Source organism: uncultured Sunxiuqinia sp., assembly GCF_963974515.1.
Taxonomy (GTDB): Bacteria; Bacteroidota; Bacteroidia; order Bacteroidales; family Prolixibacteraceae; genus Sunxiuqinia.
Window position 1 is genome coordinate 121,605 of the sequence record NZ_CAXBDD010000002.1, and the last position, 17,948, is coordinate 139,552.

The window sequence follows — 17,948 nt, forward strand, 5'->3', positions numbered from 1 at the left end:
GTTATTTATTTTATAGTTTAAACATGTTTAATGAAGCTAAGTAATTTTCCTTTGCCACCGACTCGGTTTTAACACTTTCCACCGTATTCCTCACTTTACTGACGGCACCTTCAGTTTTTAGGTTCTTGGTCACATTAACCATCATTTCCAATGATTTGGCCTCGTCGCTATCCCTGGTAATATCAGTCGATGTTTTGGAGGTTTTAACAATCGTGTCCTCCACAATACCAGCCATAACGAGTTCCATATCATTGTAAACTGCCTTTTCCGCGTCAGTCGCTGCACCTGCGTTAATCTGATTTTCCAGGTGCATTTTATAATCATTCATTTGGTTAAGTAACCCCAGGTTACTGGCTAACTCACGATCCTTTATGTTGGTGTTAAGACCGCCAATAGTGCCGTAGTCTACCTGGTAGTTGGGGATCGTTTGAATCAACGTATTAATACTTCCCTGATACGAATTGAGGTTGGTCTTCTGCGTATCCAGATCAAACTTAAACTGATCCAACTGCAAGTTCAGTTTCGAAATACTCTCTTTCAGCTTGCTGTTTTGGTTGGTATAAACGAAAATGTCGTTGTTGAACTTCCAGTCCAGCACCAGGTTGTTGTCCGAAACATCCGATTCTTCGGGCACTTCCGAAACCGACTCATCCACATACCAGTATGGCAGGCTCATATCCGCTACGACCCTGCCGTTTGACGAGCTATAAAGCAAAACGAATGTTCCGCCACGAGGCACTCCGCCGGTGTGTTCCAACCCCGGATGCCCTTCAATAAAGGTTTGAAGCATGGATTTTTCCTTGTCTTTCTCCTCCCGCTTTTTAATCAAATCAGCCAGTCCTTTCAGTTTGCTGAAGTTAATGTTGTTCACCGTTTTTTCAAGCGGTGTGTAAGCGGAGGCAAAGGTTACGCCTTTAATACCTTTGTTGAGCACAGCGCCTTGCGATACCACTTCCTTGTAATTGTTCTCGAATGATGTGTGATCAAAGTCGACAATTGATTTAGCGAGAAAATTCTTTGTCTCTGTAATTTTTTGATTGACCAGATTGGTTTGCTGTGCTGTGAAAGCTTTGAGCGACAAGGAATTTGATTCGATATTTAATGGAGGTAACTCCTCATCGTTGGCCGCCTGTACCTTGCTGTTCAACTCCACATTAAACACTTTCAGTTCATTCAGGTTATTCACCAGCTCATCGCGATAGAGCTTGTGTAAAATCTCCATCCCATTATATCTTAGGCCTGGCCAAACCCACGCCCTGTTAAAGTCCGTTTCAATCATGATCGGTAGTGCTTTTATTGGCAGGTTGTGCGCCCGGATCATGCTTTGCAATGTTTCATAAGCCGCCCGGAATGGCTGTCCTAAATGTCCTTCAATCCGGAAATGATCGTAAGCCGTCAAATCATAACTCAGCGGACTACGAACCTCAGGCAACTGCGAATACTCAGGTGCGCGGTACGAATAAATGCTAAGTTCCTCATCCTTTTGTGTTCGTTCAAAACTCCATTTTTCCAGGAGTTGCGCTTCTCCCTTCACTTGGTAGTAGGCCGGAATTGCCCGGCTACCCAAACAGGCATGTAATGTTGAAGGGGTGATTTTCAGGTCTTCCTGGTTGCTAAAATCAGCCGATTCGATCAAAGCTCCAATCCGGTTAAAAAAGAACAAACACCGCCGGAGTTTCTCTTTTCCGTCGGAATAATATGGCGTTTCGACAAAATGCTGCCGAAAAGGATCTTTTTTGTCTTCGATCTGCCCAGCGGCATCGCCAATAAACACGTGTTTGGGCGATAAACTAATCTCCGGCAAACAAGCTACATTTAGCAGGTAGCACGAGTCCACAAATTCATTGTAAGCCTGCACCAGGTCTTTTAAAAATGCGTAGCGATATTGCTTCCCCGCAGTAGTAGCGGCCCCGGCCAACTGTCCCAGTTTCTGGTTCCATTCCGGCGTCGGATCCTGGTTATTGAATGAATCCGAAAGCAGGAAGCTCAGCTGCGAATAGGCCGATTTCAGCGCCGCTTGCAGCGACTGACTGGTTGATGAAATAATAGACTGATAAGCATTGGCCAGCTTGGTGTAGCTATCAATCGATCCGGGCGTAAGCACCAAACGCTGGATCGAAAGTTTGCTGAGCTGGAAAAAGGTTTTGCCGGCCGAAAGCAAACTGGTCTGCTTCGAAGCCAATGATTTTGGCACCAACAGCACCCGCAACTGATTAAGCTGTGTTTGTCCTTTGTTGTCGCAGTCTCCTCCGGTACACACATCCGGATCAAACAAATAGCTTTCGAGATAAAGCATAGCAGCAAAATCACTCAGCTTCTTCTGTGTTTGCTGACTGAACCGCGAAAAGCTAAACTGTTCCTCCTTTTTTACTCCCGCCGGCAGCAACTCATAAACAGCGGCATTCTGAAGCATGGGATATTTAACATTGTCATCCTTAAACAGCCTGACGTTTGGAAAAACCGTATCTGATGGCCATTCCAGCAAATCGCCATCACTGGTTAACCCACAACCTCTGGAGAGCTGCATCTGTCGGTTGACCATGCTGAGATGCAAACCACAAACGGTTCCGTAGCCATGTAAATTCCGTCTGCTCAAACGGGTTTGCTGATCGAGATAAGTCACCACCTGGTTGAGCTGTTCTTCCGTTAAGACTTGGTTTTCCTCAAATACTGGAAAATGATCCAGTCTGGTTTTCAATTTTAATAAATTACTTTCCATGATGCTTTTTCTTAAAAAGTTGCTGCTTTTGCTTATCGTTCATCCTGTTTATTTTCGAAAGAGTCATTTTTTCTGATCCTTATTTTTCATCGAACCCAAGCTTGTTAAATTCAAAATCATGGGGTTTTCATCACCACCATCCACGCAGTCGTGCAAAGTTCCCTGCGGATAAATTGAATGCAAGCGAACCAGAATATCCAGTAAATTGCCCAATGCATTTTTGTAATTCGTAGCTTTCTTCGGAAAAATAGACCGGGCAAACAACCATTCCTGGTAACATCCTTCAAACTCAGAGAGCTGGATTTCATCCACCCAGCAAATTTTCGGAAAGACGTGGGCCGGTGTTTCCTGCCGAATTGTTTTCTCCACAAACCTCCGGAAATCCATGTTTTGAAATCGCTTTTCCCATGCTGGCAAAATCACCGAAATCTGGTAAGAATACGGATCATTAAAAACACAATCAGAATCATCGCTCGGGCAAATTCGAAACACCGGATGTCCCTTCACATGTGGGCGGAGCAAGACGTGTTCAACTACGAAGAGCCCTTCGCTGTTGTAGTTTGCACGTAAAAAGCGACGTAGGTACTTGATTGCTTCGGCCCGTTCTTCGGAAGTTTCGAAATACTCAATGCGTCGGCCAATCACTTCTTTTGTCGGATCTGTTATATTGAAATAGTAGCGCCCGTCGGATGTTTCTTTTAATTCGTAATTCTCCAAATCAACTCCGTAGTTTACACAAGCTTTCATCTCTGAAATACAATTATCCTTATCCAGGTAACGGGTACTGCTACTGATTAATATTTTATCGGTTTCGCTGTCGACTACCCGAAAGCGGTATTCGGTCAGGTCATCTTCGTCTTTTTCATCGTAAATGTCGTAATGAATGCGCGCCAGGTCACGCCGCTTGTAATTTCGAATACCAAGCAGCTTGGCTACCCGGTGTTGCAATCCCGACACATTGAGGGTATCCCATAGTTCATCTTTCAGGGTGATGTTAAACCCGCCGGCCCGATGCCGTGAGGTCCAGTCGTAATTTTTCAGGAAGTTGGCTTTGTCTTCCAGCATATCATCTCGCTCGGCCAACTCGCCCGACAGCGAATACATCAGCAAAACATAGTCGTTGAACTGCTCATTGAAACGGGCCAGCAAATGATCCATAAACTGGTGACGACGCGTATAAAACAAGGTTTCATCTTCGCTAAGCTGGTTCAACTGTTCTAACGTATGGTCCCAATCGGCAAACAGGTTTTCACGATCTTCCAGTCCTTCTACCAGTTGGCTGAAGTAGGTTTGTGTAATTGAGTTGTCGGTTGAAAACAACTCTTTCACCCGGGACAATTGGGCGAAATAATTAGCCATTAACTGGTCGAAAAACAACAAGTAGGACTTTAGTTGCCGGGCCTGAGCTTTACGTTCGTTTGATGCATTTCCGGGTAACCCAATTTCCCCAATGCCATAATTCACCGGAAATTCGTTTGCTACCGAAACGTAAGAGGCCGGATCTACGAACGTCCCCTTAATCATGGGTAAATCACTCACCTTTACAGCATCTTGAGCAGTTTTTTCGGCGGCATTCAATTGAGCCAACTCGGCATCAACCAGCTCCTGGTTGGAGCGAAAGGCCAGCAAATCCTTGTAAAACACAAAGCGTGATAAATCGGTATCGAGCCGGGCCTGCTTGTCCTCTTTAATCGCTACCACCCACTTGTCCCAATTCTCAGGCAAATTGGCAACATTGGGCTTGATGATCAAATCGCGCACCGACTCAACCCCATCCAAATCCATGATCAGGTGAATCAAGTCGGATAGATAAATCGTTGTTTTCAAGCGCGATGCTTCCAACTCATCATCATCGATAAATCCTCCAGAAAATAGCTGATCCGCATCCTGATACAGTGGTCCTTCAAAAATTTCTTCCGCTTTTTTGCCTTTGTCCAGTAGCTGCTGCAAGGTATAGGAACGAACGGACGGTGAAAGGTAGTTCTGCACTTCATAAAGGATGCGGGCTTCCACTTTCTCAATATCCGCATTGGCTGACAAACCAATTTCACCACAAATAATGAAGTCTTGAGGGTCAATCGTCGCTATTCCGGTAAAGCTTTCGCAGAGGTTTCGGTTGGCGTTTAAACGTCGGTATACCTCAGACATGACCTGTTTTTTCCCTGTATTTTTCAGATCTTCATCGTATTCAATAATCACTTGATATAAGCCATTAATCTCAATCGGCTCAAGCGTTGTAGAGCCTCCCGTCAAAGTCGTCAGTTCCTCTTTTGTCCGATCAAAATACAGCGGCACTTCGCCTTCGCCTTTTTTCAGCCAGGCATTTTTAACGCTGGGAATATCAATCAATAACTTGCGATAATCAGCAATACTGACAGGTCGTGAGGGTAACGCTCTGATGGCCGACAAAAACTGCTGGTGCATGGCCTGCTCATTGTCTTTTTCTTCAGCCAGTAAGTCAGCAATTGGGAAATTGGTGCGGTAATCCAGGTCGGTGAGCGCAAAGCATAAAATTTCAAGGATAGTCACGCCCGGATCGTGCGTATTGTAATCCGTCCACAGGCGGTCCGACAGTTCCTGAATGTGCTTCAAGCCTTCGGAACGCAACCAATAGTAATTCCCGGGATTTTCATCCTGCTTGTTTAATTTTGGTATGACCGGACTTTCTTTCATCGACATTAGCTGTTATAGTTATGAATGATATGCTTGCTGTGCGAAACCAAAATGGCCCGCGAATTTGTTGCCACGGCCGAATCAACATCAAGTGGCTGCTGGCCCGAAGCCAAATGAAACATCTTGAAATGCGACACGAAATCGACGTAGTTTCGGGTTTCAACAAACTTGAGTAAAACCGACTTTTCAATTCGACCACCAAAATGAATCTCAGCCTGCCTTCCGGTTGCCCAAGGCGACAGAAATTCAATCAACTCCCGGTTCAATTCCTTTTTATAATATCCAAATTCATAGCTCGTTCGGAACTTTACTTGAAACTCCAGTTGAACTTCTTCATAAAGCGGATTATTCACATGGAGCTTGATGAGAGAGGAAGCCTGTGGCTCAATAAACGACCGGACATCTTCCAGGGTTGCTTTACTCACCCGCGGCTGAAGAACGTTGACCGCATTCCTGTTTTGCAAGTCGGGAACCACAATCAGATTCACATGGCCTGGCGCCCGTTCCAGAGTTTCGCAGGTATGGTTCAGGCATTTCACCTTGCTGATATCGGGAAACTCCTGCAACACCAGGCGCTCATAATCCCACAGCGTGATGGCGCGGTTTTTATGGCGTAAACGTTCACTTACACGAGTGTAATAGGCCTTGTCTTCCTCTTCTGACCGACCGCCAAAGCTGGCATACGGTTGCTTTACCTTTTTTATGGCACCGTTTGGCTTCAGCAATTTGCTGATGGTTTCAGCTTCCAAATGCGTTTGCAAATGCTCCGGATGCTTTTCCGCTTCGAGCAACTTGGCCACGGCAGACTGCGCGTGAATGTCAATCAGCTGGCAAACCGCATCGGGATTCTCCTTGACCGAAGCCCGCAACCAGACCAGTCCATCCGGCATCCACCTGTGTTCGGTTTGGGTTTCGGCCGGCAAGTTGATTTTCACAATTCCGCTTTTCAGCAAACCGTTGGTGGCATCAGCCAGCAATTGGTCTGACCGGAGTTCCATCCAATAGTCACGCGCCAGGATCGACCAGCTAACCGGTTCCTTCTCCTTTTGCGGATTGGCACTTCCCTCGGCCACCTGAATCAGTAAGTTTAGTATCTGCCCTTTCGCGATATTTTTCAAACCAATCAGCAGCTCTCCTTGCTGCGAATAGTCTGCCACTAGCGTAACTTCGTTCGTTGACAGCCAGTCGGTTTTCGACAGCAAATAGCCATGCACTTCTCGTTGACCAAAGGCACCCAAGTGAAAAAATTCCACATCTTTTTCATGGTAAGCCGCCTCGCTGGTTCGACTAAAATCCACCGTTGACGATGATGCCCGATAATCGAGTGAGATGCTTTTTATCTTGGGCTGATAAGGTTCTTTGGGCAAAACAAGATCTCCATCTACATATTCAACGGTGGCTTTTACGTACTTTTGCCGGTAGTCGCGATGTAGGAAATCATCGAGCAATTCGAATTTGACAAAGCCGTTTTTAGGTGCTCCGGCTTGAACTGTCAACTTGGGAAGCTTGAATTTCACCAGTTTATTTCCCGGAAAGAAATTGTATTTCTTCTGAATGAGATTGAAGCTTTTCTTTCCACTGGAAGAACTTAATTGGGCATTGATCAAAACCTGCGGAATGATGGATACCAGCAGCGGATTTTCAGAGACTGTATAGCTTGCCTGGCTTTGGTTATTCGAAGGATTAAACAGATCGATGGTTTTTGTACTGATCTGGTCGTTTTTATTGCGATAGCTCAGGCTGGTTTTAAACTGGTTGGCCGACAGCGAATAGCTGTTGTAATAGCTCCGAAGATTCGATGATGGCACATCCATCCAATCAACATGAATTTTGAACTCATTCAGTTTTTTGGTGAAAGCCTCCTCGTACCCCAGGTCGAACGACGAACCACGCACAGGCTCTGAGCCAAAAGGCAAAAAAGCCTTGGTCGGATCGAGGCTGCCCTGATCATTTTGAAGAGTCAGGGATTGAATCCCGGAAACCTCCACATCAATTCGGGCGGTTTCGAGCGAAACTTGTTGCAAGAAGGCATTCAGGTAAGCAGACGATGAAGTATCCGGAACAGCTTTCAAGACAGGGAAGATTGAGTGAAAACTACCGTCCAGAACCGTGCCATTATAATAGGCAACCGGCTTTTCAGATGCCGGCAGGTTCAGGATCAATTGCATCTGAAAGCGCCCGGATACTTTTCCCAGGGAAGGCGTTGAATGGTATGGTCCTAACCATTCTTCTTCACCACTTAAATAAATTTTAAAGGCTTGACTACGAATGGAGGCAGGAATTTCAAAATCATCATCGGCACGCAAACTCAGGGTCACAGTAATCTTTCGTGTCCCTTCCTGAAGCCATAAAACAGGACTAGCGAGCGCAAAGCCAATCTCGGCTTTGGCAAAGCTGGTTTTCCCGAATGGCGGCCACTTCGCATCACCTTCCGGCAATTCCTCTTCCAGTCCATCGAGGGTGTTGGCAGCTTGGCCGGCATGTACCAACTGGCTGTCTTTCGAATCCACAAAAACCGATTTAACAGCTTCAACCGTGGCGTGATTTACGACGATATCTTCATTCAATGCGTAAACCAGCTCCTGCCCTGCTTTATCTTTACCGGCTTTCAAAGCTGTTCCAGCCTGTAACATAGCCGGCTCAACATTTTTAGCCAGTTCAAACAATACATGCACTTGGTCGGCAACAGGTCCTTTGGGTTGAATCCGAAGGACATCACGAAAGAAGGTGTCCAGGTGCTTTTTCGACAGGCCATTCAGCTGGTCTTGTTGTTTTTTGAATAAGCGAAGAAAAGACAGAAACAAACTGGCTTGTGGCGATAAGTCACCGGTTAAGGTTGCACCGGGATGATTCTTTAATTGCAGAAAGAAAGCCTGCCAATCGCCATCAAGCTGGTTTTTCAGATCATAAAAATTCAGTAGACTCGCAAATTCACAAGCATAATCAATCAAGTCGCTTTCCGAACGGCCGTCTATTTGTATCGAAGCCGGATCTAAATCGTTTGGATAGCGCGCATTCTGGCTGGTTCCATCGCGTACAAGAATTGGTATGGGATCGTTGCATTGTTTCATTTCTTCACATTTGTGCCTTCATTGATATAAAATGGATAGACATAGTTTTTTCTTGAATTGGTCGAACTGATGGTGTATTCCAGCAGGATATTCACCAGTCCCTGGTTTTCGCCATCGTTATACAAATCAATCTTATGCAGCAAAATTCGTGGCTCATGGTATAAAATGGCGGTTTCAACCAAGTTGGAAATGTAGGTTTTTACCGAAACACTCAGCGGTTCAAAAATCATGTCCGTCAAATCGCAACCAAAATCGGGATGCATAATCCGTTCGCCCAGCCGGGTAGACAACAAAATCTCAAGACTTTCTTCAATGTCCTTTTCATCGGAGGACATACTGACCTGCCCGGCTTTTTTTGAGAAGGTGGGTGGAAAGCTCCAGCCGGTGCCTAAAAATGAAGTGTATCGTTCGTTGTTTTCCATGATGCTTGATGCTAGATACTCGATATTTGATGCTTAATTAACCTCCGATAATAACGGTCGGTGCGCCAATGACAATCGTTCCGCCGTGTGCTGTTGAGTCGCCCATGCGGGCAGCAGGCATACCGCCAATCAACACCGTACCTGAGCCTGCAACAATGGTGTCAGGCGGACCGGTACAAGTCAGCAGATCGCCCACGCGTGCGGCCGGCATGCCACCAATTAATACTGTCGGACATCCTGGTGGCAACGCCGGTCCGCCAACATGTGGGACTGTTCCGTTTACCATCGGACAAACATGCATATCTCCTACTCGTGCTGCTGGTGGCATCGTTTTCGTTTTTAGTTAATTTGCACCAATGAACCTTCCACTTTAAGTACCCCAGACGACTTAAGTTCGGTTATTCCTGAGCCTTCAACCGTCATATTAGCAGAAGCTTTCATCTCCACATTGGTCCCCTCAAACATGAGGTTACCTCCGGCTTTCAGGATCAGATCGCTGGCAGCCTCCAGTGTGATACCTGAACTGTTCATCGTAATACTGTTTCCATTTTCATCTTCAAGCAGAATATCGCCTGAATCTTCACTCAGTTGCAGTTGCTTACCGCCAGGCGTACTGATGGTGATGCTTTTCTCCTGATCATTGAAAACAAGCTTCAGTCCATCACGACTGGCGTAGCCTTTCTCATGATTGTCGTCCTTAGCGTCAAAAGCGGCCGGCTTCGAGCTGCTGTTTAGCATGCCCAACACCACTGCATCGCGCGGATCATCGTTCAGAAAGCCAACAATGACTTCATCGTCAATTTCGGGTCTGAAAAAGGTGCCCCGGTTGTTGCCGGCATCCAAGGTGGCTATTCGTGTCCAGATTCCTTCGTCCTGACTGGAAACCAGTGGTAATTTTACCTGGATGCGAAATTCTCCCTCCGGATCGCCTTCCAAAGCTGAAACAATGCCAATTTGCAAACCGTTGACTCCCGGCAAAACTCCGGAAGCCGGTTGATCCATGACGTTATTCAGTTGATGCCCCAACCAGTTTTCATCCAAGCCAAACTGAACATGTGAAATCCAGCCGCCCCGTGAAATTTCGTGATTCACCGACGACACAAAGACATTTCCGTTGAAGCGATCGCCCAGGCCATTGAGAGCGATCAAATGCCCTGGTTTCACATCGGGAAAACCCTGAAAGCTCAAACGTCCTTTGATTTTTGAAAGCTTGCTTTTCAACTTCCGGCCATCAATCCAGGATTGCAATTCATCTGACTTTAACTGTCCGCCATGTTTGAGATGGAATTTCGCCACGCCTGTTGTTTCTGCTAAATCCGAACTGCTCAGGTTGCCAGGTTCCGCGCTGCCATCATCAGCCGAATCCAGTTCCAGTACTTCCAGGCTGGTGTTATCCCACGATTGGCCATTCACTTCGGCATACTGACCGCGGGCATCCATTTCGGCTTCAAACTCCAGGATATTGGCTCCGTAGGTTAAGCTTAAAACCGGCTCAGTACTTAAATCAGGTGCCTTAAAGCTAAGCTTGCCATCATCCGCCAAAATCAATTTATTACAGGCATCGGCACGACTCAGCAAAAAGTCCCAATCAGTAGCGTGCATTTGCACCAAACGCGCGTTGGTAAAGTCAGAGGATTCAATTTCATCTGCCTGCAGCCCGTGTTCTCCGGCCAACTGCTCACAAACATCGCTGTCCATCAAATCGTGAAAGTACCGGCTGTTACGGTTCAAAGTCATTTTATAAGCCTTGTCGCGACATTCAATCATCAAAGCCGATGAGTTGTTTTTGCGAGTCTTCAGCGCATGTTTGGTTATCACCCCTTTAAACAAGCTCTGCTCTTCGGAATTGTAACCCACCTGGATTTCCAGCTCGTTGCCGGGCAGGAATAAGGCACCACTGCTGATCGCAAAGTCCTCGTCAGACGCCGAACCATCGCGAATGTTCACTTTGGCAAAAGCAATCCTATTCACTTCCTTAACGATTTGGATTCCCATGACACCAACGGTATCGGGAATGGGCTCACCATTAATTAAAAGTGTGCTGGTGACGACTTCCGAAGGAGAAGAAATGGGTATGTTGCGCTCGCTACTCATCGTTTGGTTTTGTCGATTGGTGGAAAATGAATCCGCGTGCCCACAGGAATCTGCCGCAAGCTGCGTAGCTTATTCGCTACGGCCACTTCGCGGTAATAGCCCGATTCTTTGTAAATCCGGTGTGCCATCAAAGGCAAGTTGTCCTGCTCCTTTAAAATCCGTACATGAGTCAAATCCGGCGATTCCGATCGCTCGCGGGCAACCCGCAGCGCATCCGCCATCGATTCCACAAAAACGCACCTGGCTTTAGCCCGCAGGGGTGTGCCATCGGGTTTAAACAAGGAGTACGTGATGGTCAGATCCTTCAACTTTCCCCGAAACAAAAAGCTCCCCCACTGAATTTGAAGCAAGTTGGGCGCATGCGTATCACCATTGTATTTGAACACAATGCTTTTGAACCGTGCAAGCTGATCATCCACTGTTTCGCTTGTTTTTAGGCCCAGAATATTGGCTCCCGGAAGTGGACTGTTCGCTAAAACGCCTGTTCCGTCGAACAGCAAATCCGTTTCAAAATTCTGCGGCTTTTGCACCCGGAACCGAACATCAGCCCCCGTTGTTCCATCGGCCTGCGACTCGTCGAACACCGTACTAAACCTCTGTTGAATTTGTTCTGGATTGACCAATACTTCATATTCAAAATCATCGCCCGAACGCGGGTTAAACGGCTCGGTGCTTTCGCAGACGTTGATTTTCATCTTGGTCAGTTTTCCTTCCAGTCCGGTAAATAGCTCCATGTTATCGCTCTGTTTTTTGTTTCAGAATTTCCATGACCTGATCCACACACTCCTTAATCAGATCTTCCCGCGAACTTTGATCACGCAAGGAAGAAGCGCCGGCTTCGTCGCGTCGGTTTTCCGACACGTTTGCCCTGACTACAAGCTCTCGAACAATGACCGGCATAAGTGCTAGATTTTAAGGATTTTGAAATAGTTGTACTGCAACTTAATCGATTCAACAACCACTTTGCTTTCTTCGGCATTGAAGCCGGAAACCGACCACGAAACCGGGTAAGCATTGACCACATACCAGGCCGCCACAGGAACATGGTCCGCATTGAGCAAGGCGATGGTTAAGTTGGTGGGTTGAAAGTTGAAACTCTCAATGGCATTACGACACCACAGTAAAATTCCAGATCCGGTAAACATGCCTCGCTTCAGCACGATGTTTTGATACTTCGTGCGGGTAGGAAGCTGGTGTGTAAACCGGTTTTCACCGCCCTCCTTGAATTCTTCCGTTTCCACGTCCACCGACAAACCTTCCACTTCCTGGAAGCGAAAGTCGCTGGGAAATTGTGGCAGCAGCTCGAAAACAACGGAGAAATGAAATCCAACAGGTGGATAGGTAAAGTCCATATTTGTTGTGGTTTAGCTCATTTCCATGGACAGGCCTTCGTGCGCCAGCTCCAGCGTTTCAATAGCCACCTCGTTTCCGTCAGATTTCAGGTCGGTACTTTGCACCTTCACGGGCCAGGCATTCTTAATCTTCCAAGTCAGAACCGGTGCGTGCTCCTCGTTCAGCAAGCTGATGATGATGTCGCGACGCTCAATGGTGTTCAGCTTCACGGTGTTCCACCATTCAAAAAACTCGTTATCTTTCTGAAAAACACCCCGTTTGAGCGTGATGTTGGAAAACTTCTGCATGCCCGGCATTTTCAGTTTGCTGTACTCAGGCATTGAGCCATCGCGGTATTCGATCACTTCGGTTTCGACATCGAGGCCTGACACTTCAGAAAAACCAAGTTTGGTACCTGCCCATTCAACCTGAAAATGAAATTTTGGAATTGGATATTCAGCCATAATGTTTCTTTTTTAAATCAGTTAATAAAGGTTTTGGTTAGGATTCCTGCAGTTTGTGAGAGAACCGGAGGATGATAAATTCTGCCGGACGAACAACTGCCATCCCGATTTCAATATTCATGCGTCCTTCCAGGATATCGAGCGAGGTCATGGTCTCGCCCAAACCCACCTTCACGAAGTAGGCATCTTCGGCTTTGGCTCCGGCTAAAGCTCCGGCGCGCCACTGCTTGGTCAAAAAGTTCTCGATCATTGCTTTCACACGCACCCAGGTATTGGCATCGTTGGGTTCGAAGACCACCCACTGTGTTCCTTTTTTGATCGACTCTTCGGCGAAGTTGTAAAACCGGCGAACAGGAACATAGCGCCACTCGTTGTCATTTCCAGCCAAGGTCCGGGCTCCCCAAACCAGGGTTCCTTTTCCAAAGAAGGAGCGAATGACATTGATTGACTTTCCGGTCGAATGAACATTCAGCCCATCCTGTTCTTCGTTGGTTACTTTCTTGTCAGGACCAACCACTTCGCGGACCCCCACATTGGCAGGAGCTTTCCATACCCCACGATTACTGTCGACCCGGGCATAAATACCAGCCACTGCACCTGATGGAGGCAGGGTGACGCTCAACTTGGCCAGCTGTACCTTGATGAGGTTATACAATTCCATATCGGCCGTAATGTCGCTGAGTTTATCGCCATCGTAGCTGGTTGTACCGGCTGGAGGATCCGTTTCGGTATGGGCAATGCTCACATCACTTTCGTTGTAAACATAGGGCAATATGGTTCTCAGCCAGGGATAGTAAACCGCGCCGTATTTCAGATAATCAGTTCCCAAACTAATATTGCTCCGCAAAGTATCCGCAAAGCCGGAAGCTTGGTTGTAGGTATCCAAAATGGTAAAGCGATCCTGGAGCACTTGGCACTGAGTGAGCGCATCCTGGTACAGGCCATAAAAGTTGGCCACAGTTGAAATACCAGTCGCATCCGGAAAAACAATCAGGGTAGGTTCATCTTCCTTGGCCAGTTCGGCCAAGCCGCCATTGGCGCCCAAATCGCTTTTGGCGATGGTAGCTGAATAGTCGCCAACCGAAATAATGTAGCATGGCCCGCCCCCATTGGCAAAATACATTTGCAGCGAATAGTACATCAAAAAGTTCGATTTGGTGGCTGGCTCGGGCACTTCAATGGTGCGGGTCAAATTACCCGAAGTATCATAGGTATCGTTAATATTGACAATAATACCTGTTTCGGGCTGAGCACCGCCAAAGTATTCCTTGTATTCAAGCAAGGAAGTGATGCGCGTGGGCACGTTGGTTAAGGATTGGTTGTTCTTTTTCGCTTTCTCGGTGTAGCCGATAAAAGCCGGGATAGCAGTTTCAACCTCTGCGATAGAGGGAGGCAACAGAGAGATTTCCTCGATGTATACTCCCGGAGTTTTGTACGTTTTGGCCATAATCAGTTAAATTTTTTGAAGGTCAGAGATAAATATAAATATCAGAATAAATGGTTGCTGGATCACCCGGATCTGGCTTAATCAAGTCAGGATCAGGATTAGGCAAATCGGTTATCAGGACAGAAGCCGCATCTGTTTGGTCGCTTCGCAAAGCGATTCCTTTGATTGGTGCTTCTTTTAGGGGCATAGGACTGTTGGAAACAAAAACATGGTCTCCACTATGTGTAAATTCCCAAGGGTTGTCGGTTTCGCGAACCCCCGGGTTGGTCAATTCCAATTCATTGCGGTTGATCACTTTGTAGCGCCACAAAGTTTCCCGGCGCTTAAAGGCCAACCGATAGGTTTTGGTGGAAACCAGCCCGGCGTTGGTAAACCATTTGTAGTCGACATCGACTTGGCTAAACAGTTCGATGACGCCGAAGTAGCTGGCCAGCCCCAATTCGGCGGCGTAATAAAAACGGTCCAGTTCGCCACCGTCAAGCATGAGCTTGTAGCGTCCGGCAGAAAAGCCTTCGAGCTTAAACTGAAAGTTGTAGTGTTCATCAACCGGGGCCAGTTCCTGCGTAGCAAGCACCTCATCCGTATCCACCGAAACCAGCTCGGCAGTCTTCAACCCGGCGTTGCCATCGTGGGTATGGCTGTATACTTTGCCCGATGTCTTGATCTGATCGGCTAGCGTGGTGGTATCATTTTGATTCAACAACAAGGAATCGGAGCCGGTATTAAAAACCTCGCGCTTGTTGTTGGCCTGGTTTGAAAAATAATACACTTTGGAGGCGCCAAGATCAAAGGGTAAATTGGAGAAGTTAACAAAGCGTGGATTAGTCAGCCGCATAAAAAACACCAACTTAAAGGGCACCGAAACCGGATCTTTTTGCAGTATGCCAGTTTCATCAACAGCGGCAAACAGCCTGAAACCGCCAGCTACATCTTTCTGCTTCAGTCCCAGGTTACGCAAAGTACGCTGAGCAGCCTGTTCAGGTATAAACTGAAAGTCGCCGGATTGCAAGCCCTGGTAATAATCAGTCCAAACCTGCAACTCCACTATTTTCTGATAATTAAACAACTGCATGGCTTAGGGATTTAGGTTAGCTTCGGTAATCGGTGGCGCATCCATCTTAATGTTGTCGTCGTAAATCGCCAGCAGCTTCACTTTGTACATCACCGAGCACATCTGCTTGGCTCCGAGTGCGCCCCACAAGTTGTTTTGCTGTTCAAGGGAGAGCGTAAAAAGTTCGGCACTCAACTTAGCTACCTGATCATTTAAATCGGGATAGTTGGCTGGCGTAAACAGGCTGTGTGACTGGAAAAAGCTAATCACATGCGAAATGAATTTCAGCGATTCGCGGTAACCAAACTCATCTTCTCCGAAATTCGACGAGATTAAAACGTAGAGATTCACCATTACTTTCGGATCGGTTTTGGCAATGGTACCCTGGGGGGTTTCGCGGTACAGGTTTTGATTTTTCATTACCCGCTCTTCTTCAATGTTCACCAAGGTCATAGCCAGGTTCGAAACCTGCAATTTTCCATTTTTATCAAACATCGGAATCAATTCGACCTTATCCTCTGAACCGGTTCGTAATTTCAGGTAATTGTTGAGCTGAGTTTTTAAGAAGAAAAGTGCCAATTCAATCATATCAAAATCATTTCATGAATTTCGAAACTGAACGCTTGGTAAACGTAATGTGTTTCAGAGAAACACCTTTTTTTCTAAACCCGAAAGATGAGTAAAAGGAGGAGGATTTTCGATTAATGGATGTTGGAGCTCCTCTTTTTACGTCCGGGTAGCGGATCGTTTCACAGATAAAATAAGACTGTCCAACACCACAATAATCACACTTTACGATCTTTTTCTAATTTTATCTTGCACTAGTTAATCCCCTTTCCAACTAAAAGGTAACCAGCTTTTTTCATGTTTTTTAACTACTATTTTCAAGAGTTATCAAAATGTAATTCAGCTAAATCAAATCATAAAATGCAAGCTAGTGAGAATAAGTTCAACAAAAATGGACGATTACGCTTCGGAAAAAAAATGCAACAGTCAACACAGTTGGATATTAAAGACTAATTTGTCCGTTTCTGTAGTGATCGAGCAAAAACAGCAATCAAAAAATGCCCTCTACTACCTTTTGATTAACGATATGTTTTGTGATTTTTTTTTGACTACCTCAGACAGGAAGAAAGTGAATCGATTGATATTCCCGGAGGAATGGATTGACCTGCAAATCAAACCCTCTTTTTTACACAAACCTTATTATTTCGTTCTTAGTATCTAACTACCTGACTACTTAGATACAATCCTTAACCTTATTTACGGTTTTCGACAAAGTGCAAATTCAGACGTACGAACAAGCTCCATAATAAATAAGGTTGGATAAAAAATGATCGCTCTCTGCTCCCGGTGAAGTACAAAAAAATAAGGTTTTCAGACGAAATTCAAGGTTTATGGATAAAGCTGGAAACTGGAAACTGAGCCTTCCTCCCCTACGACATGCCCTTGAATCGTATTGTAAAATCACGTAACTTGATGTCCGCTTAGCAAATTCTGAAACAAGCCCGAAGTGGCTTTAGTAAAACGAAAACCGTTTCCAGATCGATTAAAAACTGTAAGTAAAATGAAGAAAACAAACTACCTCCTCGTATGTGTCTCCACGTTGTTGATAGCTGGTTGTGCTTCCATCCCGAAGGAATCCGTACTGCTGTCGCAAACGCTTGGCAACGACATCAACAGTTTGCACCAGGCTCATCTTCAGCTTGCCGACATCCATTTCAGAAAGATTGAAAATGAAATTAACTCCTTTGTGGATGAAGTCTATGCCCCCTTTGTCCTGAATTATGTATTGCAAGCTGAATTCGAAAGTTACCAGGCCGGTTCGCCCTCGCTGTATGGTGCCATTGAACAGGCTGGTAGTGCGGGAGGAGCAATCGCATCGCAGGAAGCTGTTGATATGATGCTCGAGTTTCAGGAAGCGGCCCGCGAACAGATCGAAAGCAAACGCGATGAACTGCTGCAGCCAATCAAAAACCAGCATCTGGACATCAGCCGCGAAATCAACCACTCGTATGCCAACGCGTCCTATGCCAACGCCAGCATTACCGCCTACCTGCAATCGCTTCAGAAATTGAAAGGTGCCCAACAGAAAGGTTTGTCGATGATAGGAATGGCCGGAGCCGACACCAGCTTTACCAATTCGTTGGTGAAACTGTCTCAACGGGTAGAAATGACCGTAAAAGCCGGAAAAAAAATTGACATCCAAAGCGACGAAGCGCTCATGCAGTTGGAGAACATATCCGATCAAATCAAAACGCTAACCATTAAAAACTAAAACGTCATGCCTGAAAATAGATTTAGTGCCTTATTTGCTGAAGCCGATGCCGCTTTTAATGGCAAATACAAAATGGAGTTGAATGAACTGGCTGGTCTCTCGAAAGAAGAAATTGACGCTGTGGCGCCAGGAACCACCGACCTGAAGATGTACCTGATCCTGACTCAAGTGGTTGAACAGGCATCGAAAAACAACCTGTCGCAAGCCCAACTAGCTGAAGACATTAAAGAACTGGGCGAGTTGGCCGTTAAAATTGCCCGAAAAGTGCCCCGGCTGGCTGCTTTGTTGTAAGCCTGATGATCATTCACCGCTGGTGAAACAGCTTGAAGCATGCGGCTGGATGAAACTGTAACTGAATACTTTCTCTTAGGTTCAATGGTGGTCATTTCATTGTCAT

15 protein-coding genes are annotated in these 17,948 nt (G+C 46.2%); 2 read left to right on the forward strand and 13 right to left on the reverse strand.

Going from position 1 to position 17,948, the window contains the following annotated elements; translation table 11 throughout:
* Positions 1 to 10: 10 nt before the first annotated feature.
* The 13 genes from AAC033_RS01205 to AAC033_RS01265 form a co-directional block, all read right to left on the reverse strand.
* Complete coding sequence (locus AAC033_RS01205; RefSeq protein ID WP_339734498.1) at positions 11 to 2,719, reverse strand: hypothetical protein; 2,709 nt, start codon at positions 2,717 to 2,719, stop codon at positions 11 to 13.
* A gap of 63 nt (positions 2,720 to 2,782) precedes the next feature.
* Positions 2,783 to 5,392 carry a hypothetical protein gene (locus AAC033_RS01210; protein ID WP_339734500.1) on the reverse strand — a complete coding sequence of 870 codons (2,610 nt, stop codon included), beginning with the start codon at positions 5,390 to 5,392 and terminating at the stop codon, positions 2,783 to 2,785.
* 5 nt (positions 5,393 to 5,397) lie between these two features.
* Complete coding sequence (locus AAC033_RS01215; RefSeq protein WP_339734502.1) at positions 5,398 to 8,463, reverse strand: baseplate J/gp47 family protein; 3,066 nt, start codon at positions 8,461 to 8,463, stop codon at positions 5,398 to 5,400.
* A complete protein-coding gene (locus tag AAC033_RS01220; protein WP_339734504.1) occupies positions 8,460 to 8,885 on the reverse strand; it encodes a GPW/gp25 family protein in 426 nt (141 codons plus the stop codon). The genes AAC033_RS01215 and AAC033_RS01220 overlap by 4 nt, the downstream gene beginning before the upstream one ends.
* A gap of 37 nt (positions 8,886 to 8,922) precedes the next feature.
* A complete protein-coding gene (locus AAC033_RS01225) occupies positions 8,923 to 9,213 on the reverse strand; it encodes a PAAR domain-containing protein (protein ID WP_339734506.1) in 291 nt (96 codons plus the stop codon).
* An 11-nt stretch (positions 9,214 to 9,224) separates the two neighbouring features.
* Positions 9,225 to 10,979, reverse strand: coding sequence for a type VI secretion system tip protein VgrG (vgrG, locus tag AAC033_RS01230; protein WP_339734508.1), 1,755 nt, complete (start codon positions 10,977 to 10,979; stop codon positions 9,225 to 9,227).
* Positions 10,976 to 11,713 (reverse strand): hypothetical protein, encoded by a 738-nt coding sequence (locus AAC033_RS01235; RefSeq protein WP_339734510.1) that lies wholly within the window; start codon positions 11,711 to 11,713, stop codon positions 10,976 to 10,978. Before AAC033_RS01235 ends, vgrG begins: the two co-directional genes overlap by 4 nt.
* A 1-nt stretch (position 11,714) precedes the next feature.
* Positions 11,715 to 11,879, reverse strand: coding sequence for a DUF5908 family protein (locus AAC033_RS01240; RefSeq protein WP_339734512.1), 165 nt, complete (start codon positions 11,877 to 11,879; stop codon positions 11,715 to 11,717).
* Positions 11,880 to 11,884: 5 nt separating this feature from the next.
* Entirely contained in the window at positions 11,885 to 12,331 is a 447-nt protein-coding gene (locus tag AAC033_RS01245; protein WP_339734514.1) for a phage tail protein, read from the reverse strand.
* Positions 12,332 to 12,343: 12 nt separating this feature from the next.
* The gene (locus AAC033_RS01250; protein ID WP_053181251.1) at positions 12,344 to 12,775 is read right to left on the reverse strand and encodes a phage tail protein; all 432 of its coding nucleotides are present in this window, start codon (positions 12,773 to 12,775) and stop codon (positions 12,344 to 12,346) included.
* Positions 12,776 to 12,812: 37 nt separating this feature from the next.
* On the reverse strand, positions 12,813 to 14,222 hold the full coding sequence (locus tag AAC033_RS01255) for a phage tail sheath family protein (RefSeq protein ID WP_339734520.1): 1,410 nt from the start codon (positions 14,220 to 14,222) through the stop codon (positions 12,813 to 12,815).
* Positions 14,223 to 14,244: 22 nt separating this feature from the next.
* The gene (locus AAC033_RS01260; RefSeq protein ID WP_339734522.1) at positions 14,245 to 15,294 is read right to left on the reverse strand and encodes a hypothetical protein; all 1,050 of its coding nucleotides are present in this window, start codon (positions 15,292 to 15,294) and stop codon (positions 14,245 to 14,247) included.
* Between the two features lie 3 nt (positions 15,295 to 15,297).
* The gene (locus tag AAC033_RS01265) at positions 15,298 to 15,861 is read right to left on the reverse strand and encodes a DUF4255 domain-containing protein (RefSeq protein ID WP_339734524.1); all 564 of its coding nucleotides are present in this window, start codon (positions 15,859 to 15,861) and stop codon (positions 15,298 to 15,300) included.
* Positions 15,862 to 16,840: 979 nt separating this feature from the next.
* On the opposite strand from AAC033_RS01265, the gene AAC033_RS01270 reads away from it, so the two are divergent.
* Positions 16,841 to 17,551 carry a hypothetical protein gene (locus tag AAC033_RS01270; protein ID WP_339734526.1) on the forward strand — a complete coding sequence of 237 codons (711 nt, stop codon included), beginning with the start codon at positions 16,841 to 16,843 and terminating at the stop codon, positions 17,549 to 17,551.
* A 6-nt stretch (positions 17,552 to 17,557) separates the two neighbouring features.
* On the forward strand, positions 17,558 to 17,842 hold the full coding sequence (locus AAC033_RS01275) for a hypothetical protein (protein ID WP_339734528.1): 285 nt from the start codon (positions 17,558 to 17,560) through the stop codon (positions 17,840 to 17,842).
* The last annotated feature ends 106 nt before the right edge of the window (positions 17,843 to 17,948 follow it).